We start from the raw sequence: 16770 nt of genomic DNA, 5'->3' as shown, positions 1-16770 counted from the left end.
TTCAGCGCCGATGGTAGTCGGGGGTTTCCCCCTGTGAGAGTAGGACGCCGCCAAGCAATCATACGGTAAAGGCAGCTCATGATGAGCTGCCTTTTTTGTTTGTTTATAGGTATTGCTTAAGGAAATTAGAAATGTAATAAGGAAATTTACGTTCTGTGACCTCTAAGAACCGCCGGATCAATACATAATCATCGCTGACATGCTGTGTCAGCAGTTCATACCACCATTCCGTTTCATATCTCGCAATCATCCCGATATTGTACAGGACCAAATAATGAATAATCATTTCGGGAAGATGCAGGAACTGATCACGCTGAGAGGGGAGATAATATTGATTTTTCTCTAAGTGAAACGCTAAGTTTGGCGAAGACCAAGGTTCAGTATCTAGCGAATCAGCCTCAAAAACCAAATGGTTATGGCTTTTCCTGACAAAAGACCAATTCAAATGATGACTGATATATTCTGCAAAGCGGGAGTCAGACATATTGTACTGAATCACCGTATGTTCAGGAACTAAAACAAGGTCATCTTTCAGCTCTACTTTGGTCAGCCAATTCTTTTTCTCTTGAAAATGAAATACAGTGTGCAATTCGGGAATGGCTGTCAGCAGTTTTTTCATTGTATACCGTTCTTCCTCAAGACCCGCTATTCCGAATAAGTGATTCATTACATGAATACATAAGCCATTGCGCTGCACCTTCACTTCATCATCCCTAAAACTGTAATTTTGCTTTTTGCGCTTTCGGGCAGTAACGCCATGTGCGAGTACTGAGGCGTGACTCGGATAGCTTGGATCTGTAGTCAGAAGACAGGCTTTCAGCAATTGTGACATCCCGTAAAACAACAGAATAGGCTTAATTTCTAAAGGGGAGAGAGATGCCTGTTTATAAAAGGACTCGGCGTGTTTGATAAAAAATATGAAGCGTTCACTGTTTTTAAACGCATATCGTTTTGGTTCTTCCATTCCTCTTTCTGTATAGACTTTATTTAGGAATTTCTGGGAGGATTCCACGGAATAAAATAATGATAACTCTTTCCACTCAAGGTCTCTCATGTGTATTTTTAAACCCTTTCCTTTATCTAAATATTTCAACTCTTCTTCGCTTCCTTGACATGCCGTTTTCTAGTTGATAATCTACATATAATATTTTGCCGAAAAGAGGGGGATTTACTAATGTGGGAAAGTAAATTTTCAAAAGAAGGCTTAACGTTCGATGATGTACTGCTCGTACCGGCTCAATCAGACGTACTTCCGCGTGATGTGGATTTATCTGTTGAACTGACAAAAACGTTAAAGCTTAATATTCCTGTCATCAGTGCGGGAATGGATACAGTAACAGAATCAGCTATGGCGATTGCGATGGCCAGACAGGGCGGCTTGGGCATTATCCATAAAAACATGTCCATCGAACAGCAGGCTGAACATGTTGACAAAGTCAAACGTTCTGAACGGGGCGTTATTACAAATCCCTTCTTTTTAACACCTGATCATCAAGTATTCGATGCGGAGCATTTGATGGGGAAATACAGAATTTCCGGTGTTCCGATCGTAGATAATAAAGACGATCAAAAGCTTGTCGGAATCATTACAAACCGTGATCTTCGCTTTATCTCTGATTATTCAATGAAAATCAGTGACGTGATGACAAAAGAAGAGCTGGTTACGGCTCCTGTAGGCACCACATTAGACGAAGCAGAAAAAATCTTACAGAAACATAAAATTGAAAAACTTCCATTAGTGGATGACCAAAATAAATTAAAAGGTCTTATCACGATCAAAGATATTGAAAAGGTTATCGAATTCCCGAATTCATCTAAAGATGAACACGGACGCCTTATTGTCGGCGCTGCGGTAGGCGTGACAGGCGATACAATGACACGCGTCAGCAAGCTTGTTGAAGCGAATGTCGATGTTATCGTGGTTGATACGGCTCACGGACATTCCAGAGGCGTACTGAACACGGTTGCGAAAATTCGTGAAACATATCCTGAACTGAACATTATCGCAGGAAATGTGGCAACGGCTGAAGCGACAAAAGCTTTGATTGAAGCCGGAGCAAACATTGTAAAAGTGGGAATCGGACCTGGTTCCATCTGTACGACACGCGTCGTTGCAGGTGTAGGCGTACCGCAAATCACTGCCATTTATGATTGTGCCACTGAAGCAAGAAAACACGGCGCAACAATTATCGCGGACGGCGGTATTAAATTCTCCGGTGATATTACGAAAGCATTGGCATCCGGCGGACATGCCGTAATGCTTGGAAGCCTGCTTGCCGGTACTTCAGAAAGCCCGGGAGAGACTGAAATCTATCAAGGCAGAAGATTTAAAGTGTATCGCGGTATGGGTTCTGTCGCTGCCATGGAAAAAGGCAGTAAAGACCGATATTTCCAAGAAGAAAATAAGAAATTCGTCCCTGAAGGTATCGAAGGACGGACTCCGTACAAAGGTCCTGTAGAAGAAACAGTGTATCAGCTTGTCGGCGGTCTTCGTTCAGGTATGGGATATTGCGGTTCAAAAGACTTACGCGCTTTAAGAGAAGAAGCTCAATTCATCCGTATGACAGGAGCAGGTCTTCGCGAAAGCCATCCGCATGATGTTCAAATTACGAAAGAATCACCAAACTATACAATCTCATAATTGTTACAAATAAAAAACATTTGACAGGGTCGCTGACTCTGTCTATTTTTTTTATATCGAGTGTGATAAAATTTATACTGTTGTGTTTTGAATTTGAATATGTCCTTAACGGCTTAATTATAGATTTAAAATGAATGACGGAGGTCGTAAGATTGAACATCACGAAATGGAAACAGCTGTTAGTGTCATTAGTGGTACTGGCACTGGCCGCAACTTGCTTTGTTCCAATGTCTAAAGCGGAGGCAGCCGGCAATGACCCGGTTGATGTCAATGCTTCAGCTGCGATAATGATTGAGGCTTCATCGGGGAAAATCTTATACAGTAAAAATGCAGACAAAAGACTGCCGATTGCCAGCATGACAAAAATGATGACTGAATACCTGCTTCTGGAAGCCATTAAAGAAGGAAAAGTGAAATGGGATCAAACGTATACTCCTGATGATTACGTCTATGAAATTTCTCAAGACAACAGTTTATCAAACGTCCCTCTTCGGAAAGACGGCAAATACACAGTCAAAGAACTGTACCAGGCCATGGCGATTTACTCTGCTAACGGAGCCGCGATTGCAGTTGCCGAAATTCTTGCCGGAACTGAAACGAAATTTGTCGCTGAAATGAATGCGAAAGCCAAAGAATTAGGCATGACAAACTATGATTTTAAAAATGCCACCGGGCTTGTGAATGAAGACCTTCACGGCAAGCAGCCGCAAGGAGAAGGCGTTAAAGAAGAGAGTGAAGTTTCTGCAAAAGACATGGCGCTTCTTGCAGACCGCCTGATCACTGATTATCCGGAAGTTCTGAAAACAACAAGCATCGCTAAGACGAAATTCAGAGCCGGCACTGATGATGAAATGGACATGCCGAACTGGAACTTCATGTTAAAAGGCCTTGTTTCTGAATATCCCGGCGTTGACGGGTTAAAAACGGGTTCTACTGATTCTGCGGGATCTTGTTTTACAAGCACCGCACAGCGGAACGGAATGCGGGTCATCACCGTTGTGTTAAACGCAAAAGGCAACCTGCATACCGGACGATTTGATGAAACGAAAAAAATGCTCGATTACGCATTTAACAGCAATTTCTCAATGAAAGACCTTTACCCTGAAGGCTCTCAAGTAAAAGGGCACAAAACGATTGACGTTGACAAAGGGAAAGACAAGCAAGTCGATATTGTGACTGATAAGGCGCTTTCTATTCCTGTGAAAAGCGGGGATGAAAAGAACTATAAAGCCGAAGTGACTTTAGATAAAAAAGAAATCACGGCTCCTGTGAAAAAAGGAACGAAAGTCGGAACGCTGAAAGTTACATACAAAGGCAGTGACAAAGACTACGGCTTCCTCAAATCCAAAGAGTTCAGCGTGAATCTTGTAACGAAAAATGATGTAGATAAAGCAAACTGGTTTGTTCAGATGATGCGCGGCATCGGCGGTTTCTTCTCCGGAATCTGGAACAGCGCCGTTGATACGGTAACAGGCTGGTTTTAAGAAATAAGAAAGAGCTCTGATGAAAGTTAGGGCTCTTTTGCTTAATATACTGAAAAAACCAAATTGTTAGTAAAAAATGATATCTATCTCTTCCGTCACACTGTAAAATAAGAATATCCATATGAAATATTGTATTTCTGGGATACAATAAGAGATAGAAATTATCTAACTATACATTGACTAGGGGGACCAAATAATGGCTCAAACAGGTACTGACCGTGTAAAACGCGGAATGGCGGAAATGCAAAAAGGCGGCGTCATCATGGACGTTGTAAATGCTGAACAAGCGAAGATTGCGGAAGAGGCGGGAGCTGTTGCCGTAATGGCGTTAGAACGAGTTCCGGCTGATATTCGTGCTGCCGGCGGTGTAGCCCGCATGGCTGACCCGACGATCGTTGAAGAAGTAATGAATGCTGTATCCATTCCCGTAATGGCAAAAGCGCGTATCGGACATATCGTTGAAGCGCGTGTCCTTGAAGCAATGGGAGTAGATTATATTGATGAAAGTGAAGTTCTGACTCCTGCTGACGAAGAATTTCATTTAAATAAAAATGAATATACTGTTCCGTTCGTATGCGGATGCCGTGATCTCGGCGAAGCAACGCGCCGTATCGCTGAAGGAGCTTCCATGCTTCGTACAAAAGGCGAACCGGGAACAGGAAACATTGTGGAAGCTGTCCGTCATATGAGAAAAGTAAACGCGCAAGTGCGCAAAGTTGCAGCGATGAGCGATGATGAGCTGATGACTGAAGCGAAAAACCTCGGTGCACCATATGAGCTGCTGCTTCAAATCAAACGTGACGGCAAATTGCCTGTTGTCAACTTTGCTGCCGGCGGAGTGGCGACGCCTGCTGATGCGGCATTGATGATGCAGCTGGGCGCTGACGGCGTATTTGTCGGTTCAGGTATTTTCAAATCAGACAACCCTGCTAAATTCGCCAAAGCAATTGTGGAAGCAACGACTCACTACACAGATTACAAACTGATTGCTGAGCTTTCTAAAGAATTGGGCACAGCGATGAAAGGTATCGAAATCTCAAATCTATTGCCGGAACAGCGTATGCAAGAACGCGGCTGGTAAAACCATAGGAGAGCTGGAAGCATGTTAACAATTGGTGTACTTGGACTTCAAGGAGCAGTAAGAGAACATATTCGTTCAATTGAAGCATGTGGTTCAAAAGGTGTTGTCATTAAGCGTCCTGAACAGTTGAATGACATTGACGGCTTAATCCTGCCGGGCGGAGAAAGCACGACAATGCGGCGTTTAATGGATACGTATCATTTTATGGAGCCGCTTCGCGAGTTTGCCGCTCAAGGCAAGCCGATGTTCGGCACATGCGCCGGTCTGATTATTTTAGCCAAAGAGATTGCGGGAACCGATCATGCTCATTTAGGGCTGTTAGACGTAGTTGTCGAGCGTAATTCCTTTGGCCGTCAGGTCGACAGCTTTGAAGCTGACCTGACGATTAAAGGCCTTGATGAGCCGTTTACGGGTGTATTTATTCGCGCGCCGCACATTTTAGAAGCCGGAGAAGATGTTGAAGTGCTTTGTGAGCATAACGGACGCATTGTGGCTGCAAAGCAGGGGCATTTGCTCGGCTGCTCGTTCCATCCTGAACTGACGGATGACCACCGGGTGACAGAGCTGTTTGTGAAGATGGCGGAAAAGTATAAGCGGGAAACAGCTGTATAAAACAGTTGAAAACCGCTGATACTTATAGTACATTATAAACACAAATAAAGATCGAAAAGCGTTGACAGGAAGCAGTAGGAAGCCTCTCTTTCAAAGAGAGCCGATGGGTGGTGCGAATCGGTGGAAGATGCTGTCCGAATCCGTCCTTGAGCGAAATGCTGAAAACAAGTAGGCATTTACGGGAAAACCGTTATGTGTTAAAGCGGGAAGCAAGTGTAAGCTTGTTTTCAATCAGGGTGGCAACGCGAGAGCTCTCGTCCCTTTTAGGGGATGAGGGCTCTTTTTTATTTTCGATAAAAACAGATAGGAGTTGTTAAGTATGATTGATACGAAGGTCCTGAGAGCCAATTTTCAAGAGGTAAAAGCGAAGCTCATTCCTAAAGGCGAAGACTTATCTGACTTTGATAAGTTTGAAGAGCTTGATGAAAAAAGAAGAGAACTTATCGGCAAAGTAGAAGAACTGAAGGGAAAACGCAACGAAGTGTCTCAGCAGGTCGCCGTTTTGAAACGGGAGAAAAAAGACGCTGATCATATTATTAAAGAGATGCGTGAAGTAGGCGAAGAAATTAAGAAGCTTGATGAAGAGCTTCGCACGGTGGAAACCACGCTCGAAACCATCCTTCTGTCTATTCCGAACATCCCGCACGATTCAGTGCCTGTCGGGGAAACGGAAGATGATAATATTGAAATTCGCAAGTGGGGAGAGGCGCCGGCATTTGCATATGAGCCGAAACCGCATTGGGATATCGCTGACCGCTTGAACATCCTTGATTTCGAACGCGCTTCAAAAGTAACGGGAAGCCGGTTTGTGTTTTATAAAGGACTAGGGGCCCGTCTCGAACGCGCGCTCTACAACTTTATGCTGGATCTTCACGTTGATGAGTATGATTACACGGAAGTCATTCCTCCTTATATGGTAAACCGTACGAGCATGACAGGGACGGGACAGCTTCCTAAATTTGAAGAGGATGCTTTTAAAATCAGGGAAGAGGATTATTTCTTAATTCCGACGGCGGAAGTGCCGATCACAAATATGCACCGCGATGAAATCTTATCCGGCGAAGACCTGCCGATTAATTATGCCGCATTCAGCGCCTGCTTCCGTTCAGAAGCGGGATCTGCTGGCCGTGATACACGCGGTTTGATCCGCCAGCATCAATTCAACAAGGTTGAGCTTGTGAAATTCGTGAAGCCGGAAGATTCATATGAGGAGCTTGAAAAATTGACAAATCAAGCTGAACGGGTGCTTCAGCTGCTCGAACTGCCGTATCGTGTCATGAGCATGTGTACCGGAGATCTCGGCTTTACAGCTGCGAAAAAGTACGATATTGAAGTATGGATTCCAAGCCAAGACACATATCGTGAAATTTCTTCTTGCAGCAACTTTGAGGCCTTCCAGGCGAGACGCGCAAACATTCGATTCAGACGCGAAGCGAAAGGCAAGCCGGAGCATGTGCATACATTAAACGGTTCAGGTCTGGCAGTCGGCAGAACAGTAGCTGCCATCTTGGAAAACTACCAGCAGGAAGACGGAAGTGTCGTCATTCCGGAAGTGCTTCGTCCTTATATGGGAAATAAAGAAGTCATCAAACCATAAAAAGGTGCGCCCTAGAGGCGCGCCTTTTTTGCTGTTTGATATAAAGCGGCGACATTCCGGGCTGTGCTTTCAAGGTTAAAACGGCCTGATGCTAAGGCATCTTCAAGACTTACAGCGCCCGGCACGATAGAAAATACAGCTGTTATTCCTCCGTTGTATACATGTTCAAAGTCTTTTCCCAAGGAACCCGCCAACGCGATAACGGGAATTTTTTGAGCGGCTGCGCGTGCTGCAATTCCTGCGGGGGTTTTGCCGAATATTGTTTGTCCGTCAATCTGCCCCTCTCCGGTGATGATAAGGTCAGCGCCTTCTATCTGATCTGAAAAGGACAGTGTATCTAATACAACGTCAATCCCGCGTTGAAGGTCGGCTTGTAAGAAGGCGATCAGCCCTGCGCCTAAACCTCCTGCAGCGCCTGCGCCTTTTACGGTATCCGCTTCAATATCGTGCTGCCGTCTCAATACATCAGCGAAATGGCGTAAATTGCGATCCAATACAACTTTTGTCTTCTCGGACGCCCCTTTTTGCGGGCCAAAGACATATGATGCGCCGTTTTCCCCGGTCAGAGGATTTTCGACATCGCATGCGGCACGGATACGGATATTTTTCAGATCAGGGGAGAGGCCGCTTATATCGATAGAAGCCAGGGTGTGCAGCGAGCCTCCACCGTCAGGTATCTCCTGACCTTCCTCATTTAAGAAACGCACACCGAGCGCGCTCGCCATCCCGGTCCCGCCGTCATTGGTTGCGCTCCCGCCAAGACCGATGATGATTTCACTCACCCCGCGGGAAGCTGCATCTGCTATCAGTTCACCCGTTCCTCTTGTTGTAGTGTTCAACGGATCTCTGAGATGACGGGGGATGAGATGAAGTCCTGATGCTTCTGCTATTTCAATGACTGCCGTGCGTTCGTTTCCCAGAAGTCCGTATGCGGCGTTTACCGGGGTTCCCAGCGGACCGGTCACTGTTTTATTAATGATTCTCCCCCCGGTGGCATCCGTTAAAGCCTGAACGGTTCCTTCTCCGCCGTCCGCCGCGGGTATCTTGATATATTCAGCATCAGGGAAGACTGATTTGAATCCTTTTTCGATGCTGTCGGCAGCTTCTTTTGCTGTCATGCTCTCTTTAAAAGAATCCGGTGCGATTATGACTTTCATTGTGTTCTCCACCTTTATGAACAGGTTATCTATTTGAATGTATTCTTGGTTTTCACTGTGTTTTCCTGCCCGTATAACAGAAAGCGGTTGATTTTGGATACGAGTCTTTTGTATGATAGTAAAGCTGACGGACAAGCTGTTTAAGAAAAGAAATAAAAAATATGAAAAAAGCGCTTGACTGAAAAACAAGCCATGTGGTATATTATTAAATGTCGATACGGAGGAATACCCAAGTCTGGCTGAAGGGATCGGTCTTGAAAACCGACAGGGGTGTCAAAGCCCGCGGGGGTTCGAATCCCTCTTCCTCCGCCATATTGATTTTAAACCTAATGAAACTCGAGCATATATTGGAGATTGTTTTGTCCGCTGCATCTGATGCAGCGGATTTTTTATATACAAAAAAAGCGATTTTCTCTGTTCGGGGAAAATCGCTTTCTTATTTTTACTTATTTCTGTTTTCGTTGATCACGCGGCTGATTTTTTCGATCAAAGGTTCCAGTGACTGTTCATCAGCTTCAAGGTCATAATCTTCAATGCGCACTTTCAGCACAGGGCAGGCGTTAAAACCGCTGATCCAGTCTTCGTACCGTTTATACATCTCTTCCCAATAGGAGCGGTTTGTCTGCAGCTCCATATCGCGGCCGCGCTTTTCAATCCGTTCTATAATGTTTTCAAGATCACCTTCTAAATAGATCAAAACATCAGGGTGCGGGAAGTATGGCGTCATGACCATCGCTTCAAAAAGGCTTGTATATGTTTTGTAATCTGTCAGCGACATGGTACCTTTATCGGCATGCATTTTTGCGAATATGCCTGTATCTTCATAAATCGAACGATCCTGCACGAATCCGCCGCCTGATTCAAAGATGTTTTTCTGTTCCTTGAACCGCTCAGCCAGAAAATAAATTTGCAAGTGAAAGCTCCAACGCTCAAAATCATGATAAAACTTCTCTAAATAAGGGTTTTCATCCACTTCTTCAAGCGAGGTATTAAATCCGAGCCGTTTTGCTAAAGCCTTAGTTAAAGTCGATTTTCCGACTCCTACCGTTCCCGCTACTGTTATAATGGCGTTGTTTGGAATATGAATGTCTTTCATTTAATAAGCTCCTTTACCTGACGGGCAATTCTTTCATAGTCTGTCTTATTCAAAACAAAGTCTTCGGTATCACCGTCAATGGTCAGTACAGATATATCCGGATCTTCTTCCTGAAGCTGTCTGATGGCTGTGTCATAATCTGCAATGAGACGTTCCAGATATTGATGCTCGATGTTTTTCTCAAACGGGCGCCCGCGTTTTTCGATGCGTTGAAGCAATGTCGGCAGGCTTGCCTTTATGTATACAATAACATTCGGTTTCGGCAAGTCGTGAGTGAGCAGATGATAAATCTGCTTATATTTCTCAAGCTTTTGTCCGTGCAATGTGCGCTCTGCGAAAATAACGTTTTTATAAATATGATAATCGGACAAAACGGGCTGTCCTTGTTTTAAGTAATCACGATCTGTATCTTCAAGCTGTTTATACCTGTGACAGAGAAAAAACATTTCAAGCTGGAAACTCCACTCCTCGATATTATCATAGAACTTATCAAGATAAGGGTTGTCTTCCACAATCTCATTAATCATAGGAAAACCGAGCTCTTCAGAAAGCATAGAAGCGAGTGTCGTTTTTCCCGCCCCGATAGGACCTTCTACCGCGATAAAAGGGGCTCTGTTCATTGAAAAATCCTCCTTAATTCTGCAAACATCCGTCATCTGCCGGCCTTTATATTGTATCACACTCTCAGAAAAGCCCATGAAAAAAGACGCTTCCAATTAACGAAACGTCTCTTTCACAATATGAAATTGATCTCCGAGCAAAAGCCAGTTTTGCGGGAAGGAGAGGCCGAGTTTCCAATAGCTGATTCCTCTTAAATGAAGTTCTTTAATTAAATTGAATTTCGCTTGAATGGATCGTGCGTCTTCAAACCATACTTCATGCCGTCTCTGATTTTCATCCGTGTATCGAAAGAATGGAGCCTGGGCGGTTTCGTCATATTGAATGTCGACTTTATAGCGTGCTGCCAGAGCGATTGCCTGCTGAGGACTGACGGCTTTCGCTGTCGTTCCCTGTTTGAAAGGCAGTGTCCAATCATAGCCGTACATATTCTGGCCCATGACGATTTTTGAAGCAGGCATTTCTGTCAGCGCATACTCAATGACATTCCTTACAGGGCCGATTGGTGATACGGCCTGAGCCGGGCCCCCGCTGTATCCCCACTCATATGTCATGATGACGACAAAATCGACGATTTCTCCATGTGCCCTGTAGTCATGTGCTTCATACCATTTGCCGGCCTGGGTCGCGCTCGTTTTCGGAGCAAGCGCCGTTGAAATCTTCCAGCCTTGACGGTGAAAAATCGTCCTCGCTTCACGTAAAAAACGATTGTAGGCTTCTCTGTCCTGAGGACGTAAATATTCGAAATCAAAATGAATATCGCGAAAGCCGTGCTGTTTAGCCGTGGAGACGATTTCCTGAAAGAGTTTTGTTTTCACGGTATTATCATTCAAAATGAGCCGCCCGAGATCATCGCTGAATGCGTCGTTTTCAAGGTTGGTGATGATCATCATCAGTGCGGTGTTGTGCCTGTCACTGATGCTTCTTAAATTGGTGAGAGGCGGTTCCTTTAAAGTCCCGTTCCGCTGCACTTGAAAACTGAATGCGCCGAGATATGTTAAATAAGGTGAGGCCTCTCTTGCCGCCTGCTGCAGATTAGCGCTTACGCTCGTTCCCCGCGGTTCTATATAGGCATTTGATTCGATATCGGGCTTATTTGTCTGCTGCGGAATGTAAAGGCGGGTCCCGCTTTGCAATGGGGTGCTGAGCTGAATTCCGTTCACCCTCGCAAGCTCCGCGGCCGATATATGAAAACGGCCGGCGATTGCCGCAAGAGTATCGCCTTGTTTCACTTCGTAATATTGACCCTCAATCGGGATGACAAGAGTTTGTCCGACAACCAGTGTATTGGGATTAGGCAGTTTATTTGCTTCCGCAATGACATTTGCGGATGTCCGGTAGCGCGCCGCAATAGCGGAAAGCGTGTCGCCCCGTTTCACTACATAGATCTGAATGAAAAACGCCTCCTTTCATATCCGCTATCAAATGTATGAAAAAAGGAGGCCGATCATGTTTATTTTTCGTCGATAATTTGTTTTTCCGTGGTTATTTCTGCGAAGAGAACATTCTCCATCATCGTCAAGGCGAAATCATTGTCTTCGTCGCTATTGGAAGCGGTGCAGTCTTTCGGGATGGTAATACTGTATTCTCTCATATAAGCGTCGTTAGCCGTGAACAGCACACAAATATTCCCGGCAATCCCCGTAATCATTAATCGATTCACTTGCAGCTCGGTCAGAAGAGTATGAAGCGCCGTTTCATAAAAAGCGGAATGCTTCGGTTTAATGAGAAAATAATCATCCGGATGAGGCGAGATATCTTCTATTATGGATGCGCTTCTGTCGTTGCTGCATTCCTCCCTGATGGCATCAATATCCGCCTTCCAAAGCCCGTAATGGTCATTAATATAAATAATCGGCCAGTTGTTTTGTTTTGCATGCTTCTTTAATGATAAAATACGGGGGACGATTTGTTTGGTTTTTTCAGCAAGACGTTCGCCCATATCAAATTGAAAATTGTTAATCATATCGACAATGAGAAGGGCTGTGTTGTTAGGTTCAGACAATGCCGGCAACTCCTTTCTACTGGGGTATTCCTATTTTAACCTTTATGAGACATGAAAAAACTTAAGAAGAGAGCTTGAACCGATGAATGATGAATATTATATGAGAGAAGCCATAAAAGAAGCGAAAAAAGCAGAAGCGAAAGGCGAAGTGCCGATCGGGGCCGTCCTTGTTCTGCATGATGAGATCGTGGCGCGGGCGCATAATCTGCGGGAGACCGAACAGCGGTCGCTGGCCCACGCGGAAATGCTGGCGATAGACGAAGCGTGCCGCAAGCTGGGAACATGGAGACTTGAAGACGCCGTTCTTTATGTCACTTTAGAGCCGTGCCCGATGTGCGCGGGAGCCGTCGTGCTTTCCAGAGTCGATAAGGTCGTGTTCGGCGCATTCGACCCCAAGGGAGGCTGTACAGGAACGCTTATGAACCTTCTGCAGGAAGAACGGTTCAACCACCAAGCGGAAGTGGTGAGCGGCGTGCTTGAAGAAGAGTGCGGAGAAATGCTCAGCGCTTTTTTCAGAAAGCTTCGCCGGCAAAAGAAAGACATGAGGAAAAAGTTGTCTGAGTAGTACGGTTGCATTTTCTGCCTGAAGCAGATATACTTATGTGTGCATCATAAATGGTGCGCATATAAAAATTTGATATTTATTTTGCCGTGCTAAGCGGGGAGGTAGCGGTGCCCTGTACCCGCAATCCGCTCTAGCGGGGCCGAATCCCTTCTCGAGGTTCGTTTACTGTAAGGTCTGCCTTAAGTAAGTGGCGTTGACGTCTGGGTCCTGCGCAATGGGAATTCATGAACCATGTCAGGTCCGGAAGGAAGCAGCATTAAGTGAAACCTCTCATGTGCCGCAGGGTTGCCTGGGCTGAGCTAACTGCTTAAGTAACGCTTAGGGTAGCGAATCGACAGAAGGTGCACGGTAAATCAATCATCAAATTTCAGACTCACCTGTTTATGACAGGTGAGTTTTTTCGTGTATGAAAAACGGGTTTTGGCGTTAAAAGCCCGTTCATGTATAATAAACATGATGAATAACAGAGGAGGGCGCATCCTGTGGGTTACCAAGCTTTATATCGAGTATTTAGGCCTCAGCAGTTTGAAGATGTGGTCGGACAGGAACACATTACGAAAACGCTGCAAAATGCCCTTTTGCAAAAGAAATTTTCTCATGCATATCTGTTTTCTGGACCACGGGGAACGGGGAAAACCAGTGCAGCTAAAATATTTGCGAAAGCAGTCAACTGTGAGCACGCCCCTGTAGAAGAACCGTGCAATGAATGCGCGGCGTGCAAGGGGATCACAAACGGCTCTATATCAGATGTGATTGAAATAGATGCGGCGTCGAATAACGGTGTAGACGAAATCCGCGACATCCGCGACAAGGTAAAATTCGCCCCGTCGGCCGTTACCTACAAGGTATATATTATAGATGAGGTGCATATGCTCTCTATCGGCGCATTCAATGCGCTTTTGAAAACGCTGGAAGAACCGCCGGCACATTGCATTTTCATATTAGCTACGACTGAGCCTCATAAGATTCCTTTAACCATTATCTCCAGATGTCAGCGTTTTGACTTCAAACGGATTACATCCAAAGCAATTGTCGGACGAATGAAGACAATCGTCGATGCAGAGCAGCTGAAGGTGGAAGAAGGCGCCCTTGATATCATAGCGAGCGCCGCAGACGGTGGAATGAGGGACGCGCTGAGCCTGCTCGATCAAGCCGTATCATTCAGCGGCGAGGAGCTGTCAGTGGATGATGCACTGCTTATTACCGGAGCCGTTTCCCAGCACTATATTGGAAAACTGGCATCTGCTCTTCACCGCAAACAGGTTTCCGAAGCATTGGAAACACTCAATGAATTGCTCCAGCAGGGGAAAGATGCGGCCAAACTGATTGAAGATATGATTTTCTATTTCAGGGATATGCTCTTGTACCAGGCTGCTCCCGGTTTAGAAGGAGTCCTGGAGAAGGTGAAGGTCGATGAAACGTTTCGGAATCTGAGCGGTGAAATACCGGCCCCCGCTTTATATGAGATGATTGACATCCTGAATAAAAGCCATCAGGAAATGAAGTGGACGAACCACCCGAGAATCTTTTTTGAAGTGGCTGTCGTGAAAATATGCCAGACGGCACAGCAAGCCGCCGCAGATATCCCAGAGGTCGGCATGCTGATGAATAAGATCCAGCAGCTTGAGCAGGAAGTAGAAAGGCTGAAGACCTCCGGGGTGAAAGTTCAGGCGGAAAGCGCTCCGAAAGAAGCCCCGCGTCCTCAAAAAGGCGGAAAAAGCCATTACAAAGCTCCGGCCGGAAGAATTCATGAAATATTGAAGGAAGCCACAAGGCCTGACCTTGAACAGCTTAAAAGCAGCTGGGGCAAGCTGCTGGCACATCTGAAACAGCAGAATAAAGTGTCTCATGCGGCTCTTTTGAATGACAGTGAACCGGTGGCCGCTGCTCAGAAGGCGTTTGTGCTTAAATTTAAATACGAAATCCATTGTAAAATGGTTGCTGAAGACAATAACGGAGTCCGTACGAATCTTGAACAGATTCTCGAATCAATGCTCGGGAAAAGAATGGATTTGATTGGCGTTCCGGAAGCACAATGGGGTAAAATAAGAGAAGAATTTTTAAATGATCATCAGCAGGAAAGTGAAGGATCAAACGAACCGGCTGAAGAAGATCCGCTGATTGCAGAGGCGAAAAAACTTGTCGGAGCGGATTTAATCGAAATAAAAGACTAATAAGATGAAAGAGAGTGATTGAATATGCGTGGCGGAATGGGAAACATGCAAAAAATGATGAAACAAATGCAAAAAATGCAAAAAGATATGGCGAAGGCTCAGGAGGAGCTTGCTGAAAAAGTGCTTGAGGGCACAGCGGGCGGCGGAATGGTGACTGTAAAAGTCAACGGCCAAAAAGAAGTTGTAGACGTTGCGATTAAAGAAGAAGTCGTTGATCCGGAAGATATCGAAATGCTTCAGGACCTGGTTCTTGCTGCGACAAACGACGCCCTCAAGAAAGTCGATGACATGACGAATGAGACAATGGGACAATTTACAAAAGGAATGAACATACCGGGTTTATTCTAGGGGGATAAATAAACATGCAGTATCCTGAACCAATATCAAAGCTGATTGACAGCTTTATGAAATTGCCAGGGATCGGACCGAAAACAGCGGTTCGTCTGGCTTTTTTTGTTCTAGGTATGAAAGAAGACACAGTATTGGATTTTGCTAAGGCGCTCGTCAATGCGAAGCGGAATCTGACATATTGCTCGATCTGCGGACATATTACAGATCAGGACCCTTGTTATATATGCGAGGATACAAGAAGAGATAGATCTGTCATTTGTGTGGTGCAGGACCCTAAGGATGTTATTGCAATGGAGAAGATGAAGGAATATAACGGCCAGTATCATGTTCTTCACGGCGCAATTTCTCCGATGGACGGCATCGGCCCGGAGGATATTAAGATTCCGGAACTGCTGAAGCGTCTTCAGGATGATCAAGTGACAGAAGTTATCCTCGCGACCAACCCTAATATTGAAGGGGAAGCAACAGCGATGTATATATCGAGGCTGTTAAAGCCCTCAGGCATCAAGCTCTCCCGTATTGCCCACGGTCTGCCCGTCGGCGGTGATTTGGAATATGCTGATGAGGTCACTCTTTCAAAAGCTCTTGAAGGAAGACGTGAATTGTAAGGGAGGAAATAGCGAGGCATGGGTTTTCTTCGCAGAAATACATTAAGAAAAGAGTTTGATGACAAACTGATTGAACAGCTCTTTAAACAAAAAGAAGAATGGAACAGACAGAAGAGTCTGGTCGATAAAAGTCTTGAGCCCTCAGCTGAGGTGCTGTTTGAGCTGAAAGTCGCTGAATCTAAATACTTTTTTTATTTGAAAGAAGCGAAGCAGCGGAATTTAAAAATGAGCAGATGGAAGTAAGAGGTCTATTCTCCGGGGTCTTCTCATAAGCTTGTACTAAACAAGCGAGGGGGAAGATTCATGGAGCCTTTTTTTATTATCGGTTTGATTGTCGGTCTGGTTGCTTTGCTTTTATTATGGGGAGTATCTTCAAAGCCGTTAAGATGGATTGGTGTGACTGCCGTTAAGTTTATTGCCGGAGCGATTCTTCTGGCAGGTGTGAATTTATTCGGCGGGAGTCTCGGCATTCATATACCTGTTAATCTAATCACAACCGGCATCAGCGGGATTTTAGGAATACCCGGCATCGCGGCTTTAATCGTCATTAAACGCTTCATCATTTAATTTGTCGTTTATTGTTGACATGATGAATTAAGGGTGGTATTCTAATATACGTCGCTGATGACAAAACGGATTTTTGAAAAAGAAATTCAAAAAAGTTATTGACGACAATGATAATGATATGTTATAATAATTAAGTCGCTTCGAGAGAAGTCAAAAAAGTTCTTTGAAAACTAAACAAGACAAAACGTACCTGTTAATTCAAAGTTTTAAATAA

Annotated in this window: 17 protein-coding genes, 1 tRNA gene, 1 other RNA gene and 1 other annotated feature; of the genes, 13 read left to right on the top strand and 6 right to left on the bottom strand. The window is 45.0% G+C overall.

Annotation, left to right across the window (positions count from 1 at the left end; genetic code table 11):
- Window positions 1-103: 103 nt before the first annotated feature.
- Window positions 104-1054 carry a YaaC family protein gene (locus Y79_RS0108615; RefSeq protein ID WP_029575273.1) on the bottom strand — a complete coding sequence of 317 codons (951 nt, stop codon included), beginning with the start codon at window positions 1052-1054 and terminating at the stop codon, window positions 104-106.
- Window positions 1055-1174: 120 nt separating this feature from the next.
- Here Y79_RS0108615 and guaB point away from each other — a divergent pair, with 120 nt between their 5' ends.
- The 5 genes from guaB (at window position 1175) to serS (ending at window position 7415) form a co-directional block, all read left to right on the top strand.
- Window positions 1175-2641 (top strand): IMP dehydrogenase, encoded by a 1467-nt coding sequence (gene guaB, locus Y79_RS0108610; protein ID WP_003150717.1) that lies wholly within the window; start codon window positions 1175-1177, stop codon window positions 2639-2641.
- A 152-nt stretch (window positions 2642-2793) separates the two neighbouring features.
- Complete coding sequence (dacA, locus tag Y79_RS0108605; protein ID WP_016937307.1) at window positions 2794-4125, top strand: D-alanyl-D-alanine carboxypeptidase; 1332 nt, start codon at window positions 2794-2796, stop codon at window positions 4123-4125.
- 196 nt (window positions 4126-4321) lie between these two features.
- Window positions 4322-5206 carry a pyridoxal 5'-phosphate synthase lyase subunit PdxS gene (gene pdxS, locus Y79_RS0108600; protein ID WP_016937306.1) on the top strand — a complete coding sequence of 295 codons (885 nt, stop codon included), beginning with the start codon at window positions 4322-4324 and terminating at the stop codon, window positions 5204-5206.
- A gap of 21 nt (window positions 5207-5227) precedes the next feature.
- Window positions 5228-5818, top strand: coding sequence for a pyridoxal 5'-phosphate synthase glutaminase subunit PdxT (pdxT, locus tag Y79_RS0108595; RefSeq protein ID WP_016937305.1), 591 nt, complete (start codon window positions 5228-5230; stop codon window positions 5816-5818).
- Between the two features lie 52 nt (window positions 5819-5870).
- Window positions 5871-6083, top strand: a binding site (T-box leader).
- A 54-nt stretch (window positions 6084-6137) separates the two neighbouring features.
- On the top strand, window positions 6138-7415 hold the full coding sequence (gene serS / locus Y79_RS0108590) for a serine--tRNA ligase (protein ID WP_016937304.1): 1278 nt from the start codon (window positions 6138-6140) through the stop codon (window positions 7413-7415).
- Window positions 7416-7426: 11 nt separating this feature from the next.
- Here the strand turns inward: serS and Y79_RS0108585 are convergent, their stop codons facing one another.
- Window positions 7427-8572 (bottom strand): glycerate kinase family protein, encoded by a 1146-nt coding sequence (locus Y79_RS0108585; RefSeq protein WP_016937303.1) that lies wholly within the window; start codon window positions 8570-8572, stop codon window positions 7427-7429.
- A gap of 219 nt (window positions 8573-8791) precedes the next feature.
- Here Y79_RS0108585 and Y79_RS0108580 point away from each other — a divergent pair.
- A tRNA-Ser gene (locus Y79_RS0108580) sits at window positions 8792-8884 on the top strand.
- A 130-nt stretch (window positions 8885-9014) separates the two neighbouring features.
- On the opposite strand, the gene dck is transcribed toward Y79_RS0108580, so the two are convergent.
- The 4 genes from dck to Y79_RS0108560 all read right to left on the bottom strand — a co-directional run bounded on the left by dck (window position 9015) and on the right by Y79_RS0108560 (window position 12291).
- On the bottom strand, window positions 9015-9668 hold the full coding sequence (dck, locus tag Y79_RS0108575) for a deoxyadenosine/deoxycytidine kinase (RefSeq protein ID WP_016937302.1): 654 nt from the start codon (window positions 9666-9668) through the stop codon (window positions 9015-9017).
- Complete coding sequence (locus Y79_RS0108570; RefSeq protein WP_013350734.1) at window positions 9665-10288, bottom strand: deoxynucleoside kinase; 624 nt, start codon at window positions 10286-10288, stop codon at window positions 9665-9667. The genes dck and Y79_RS0108570 overlap by 4 nt, the downstream gene beginning before the upstream one ends.
- Window positions 10289-10384: 96 nt before the next feature.
- A complete protein-coding gene (locus tag Y79_RS0108565) occupies window positions 10385-11674 on the bottom strand; it encodes a glycoside hydrolase family 18 protein (RefSeq protein WP_173363132.1) in 1290 nt (429 codons plus the stop codon).
- 65 nt (window positions 11675-11739) lie between these two features.
- Window positions 11740-12291 (bottom strand): cysteine hydrolase family protein, encoded by a 552-nt coding sequence (locus Y79_RS0108560; protein WP_016937299.1) that lies wholly within the window; start codon window positions 12289-12291, stop codon window positions 11740-11742.
- 82 nt (window positions 12292-12373) lie between these two features.
- Here Y79_RS0108560 and tadA point away from each other — a divergent pair, with 82 nt between their 5' ends.
- The 7 genes from tadA (at window position 12374) to Y79_RS0108530 (ending at window position 16556) form a co-directional block, all read left to right on the top strand.
- Window positions 12374-12856 (top strand): tRNA adenosine(34) deaminase TadA, encoded by a 483-nt coding sequence (gene tadA / locus Y79_RS0108555; protein WP_016937298.1) that lies wholly within the window; start codon window positions 12374-12376, stop codon window positions 12854-12856.
- A gap of 84 nt (window positions 12857-12940) precedes the next feature.
- Window positions 12941-13205, top strand: an RNA gene (gene ffs / locus Y79_RS1000000120785) — signal recognition particle sRNA large type.
- A 133-nt stretch (window positions 13206-13338) separates the two neighbouring features.
- The gene (gene dnaX / locus Y79_RS0108550; protein WP_016937297.1) at window positions 13339-15030 is read left to right on the top strand and encodes a DNA polymerase III subunit gamma/tau; all 1692 of its coding nucleotides are present in this window, start codon (window positions 13339-13341) and stop codon (window positions 15028-15030) included.
- Between the two features lie 24 nt (window positions 15031-15054).
- Window positions 15055-15378, top strand: coding sequence for a YbaB/EbfC family nucleoid-associated protein (locus Y79_RS0108545; protein ID WP_003150700.1), 324 nt, complete (start codon window positions 15055-15057; stop codon window positions 15376-15378).
- 14 nt (window positions 15379-15392) lie between these two features.
- Window positions 15393-15989, top strand: coding sequence for a recombination protein RecR (recR, locus tag Y79_RS0108540; RefSeq protein ID WP_016937296.1), 597 nt, complete (start codon window positions 15393-15395; stop codon window positions 15987-15989).
- An 18-nt stretch (window positions 15990-16007) separates the two neighbouring features.
- A complete protein-coding gene (locus tag Y79_RS0108535) occupies window positions 16008-16232 on the top strand; it encodes a YaaL family protein (RefSeq protein ID WP_016937295.1) in 225 nt (74 codons plus the stop codon).
- Window positions 16233-16292: 60 nt separating this feature from the next.
- On the top strand, window positions 16293-16556 hold the full coding sequence (locus tag Y79_RS0108530; RefSeq protein ID WP_016937294.1) for a pro-sigmaK processing inhibitor BofA family protein: 264 nt from the start codon (window positions 16293-16295) through the stop codon (window positions 16554-16556).
- The last annotated feature ends 214 nt before the right edge of the window (window positions 16557-16770 follow it).

The organism is Bacillus siamensis KCTC 13613, from assembly GCF_000262045.1.
Classification (GTDB): Bacteria; Bacillota; Bacilli; order Bacillales; family Bacillaceae; genus Bacillus; species Bacillus siamensis.
The sequence above is the reverse complement of the archived record's forward strand: the minus strand, read 5'-3'. Positions and strand labels throughout refer to the sequence as shown.

What these genes read in the sequence shown, in the direction of transcription:
- Y79_RS0108615 (WP_029575273.1), bottom strand. Translation starts at nt 1,054, where the DNA reads ATGAGAGACCTTGAGTGGAAAGAGTTATCATTATTTTATTCCGTGGAA.
- guaB (WP_003150717.1), top strand. Translation starts at nt 1,175, where the DNA reads ATGTGGGAAAGTAAATTTTCAAAAGAAGGCTTAACGTTCGATGATGTA.
- pdxS (WP_016937306.1), top strand. Translation starts at nt 4,322, where the DNA reads ATGGCTCAAACAGGTACTGACCGTGTAAAACGCGGAATGGCGGAAATG.
- pdxT (WP_016937305.1), top strand. Translation starts at nt 5,228, where the DNA reads ATGTTAACAATTGGTGTACTTGGACTTCAAGGAGCAGTAAGAGAACAT.
- serS (WP_016937304.1), top strand. Translation starts at nt 6,138, where the DNA reads ATGATTGATACGAAGGTCCTGAGAGCCAATTTTCAAGAGGTAAAAGCG.
- Y79_RS0108585 (WP_016937303.1), bottom strand. Translation starts at nt 8,572, where the DNA reads ATGAAAGTCATAATCGCACCGGATTCTTTTAAAGAGAGCATGACAGCA.
- dck (WP_016937302.1), bottom strand. Translation starts at nt 9,668, where the DNA reads ATGAAAGACATTCATATTCCAAACAACGCCATTATAACAGTAGCGGGA.
- Y79_RS0108570 (WP_013350734.1), bottom strand. Translation starts at nt 10,288, where the DNA reads ATGAACAGAGCCCCTTTTATCGCGGTAGAAGGTCCTATCGGGGCGGGA.
- tadA (WP_016937298.1), top strand. Translation starts at nt 12,374, where the DNA reads ATGAATGATGAATATTATATGAGAGAAGCCATAAAAGAAGCGAAAAAA.
- Y79_RS0108545 (WP_003150700.1), top strand. Translation starts at nt 15,055, where the DNA reads ATGCGTGGCGGAATGGGAAACATGCAAAAAATGATGAAACAAATGCAA.
- recR (WP_016937296.1), top strand. Translation starts at nt 15,393, where the DNA reads ATGCAGTATCCTGAACCAATATCAAAGCTGATTGACAGCTTTATGAAA.
- Y79_RS0108535 (WP_016937295.1), top strand. Translation starts at nt 16,008, where the DNA reads ATGGGTTTTCTTCGCAGAAATACATTAAGAAAAGAGTTTGATGACAAA.
- Y79_RS0108530 (WP_016937294.1), top strand. Translation starts at nt 16,293, where the DNA reads ATGGAGCCTTTTTTTATTATCGGTTTGATTGTCGGTCTGGTTGCTTTG.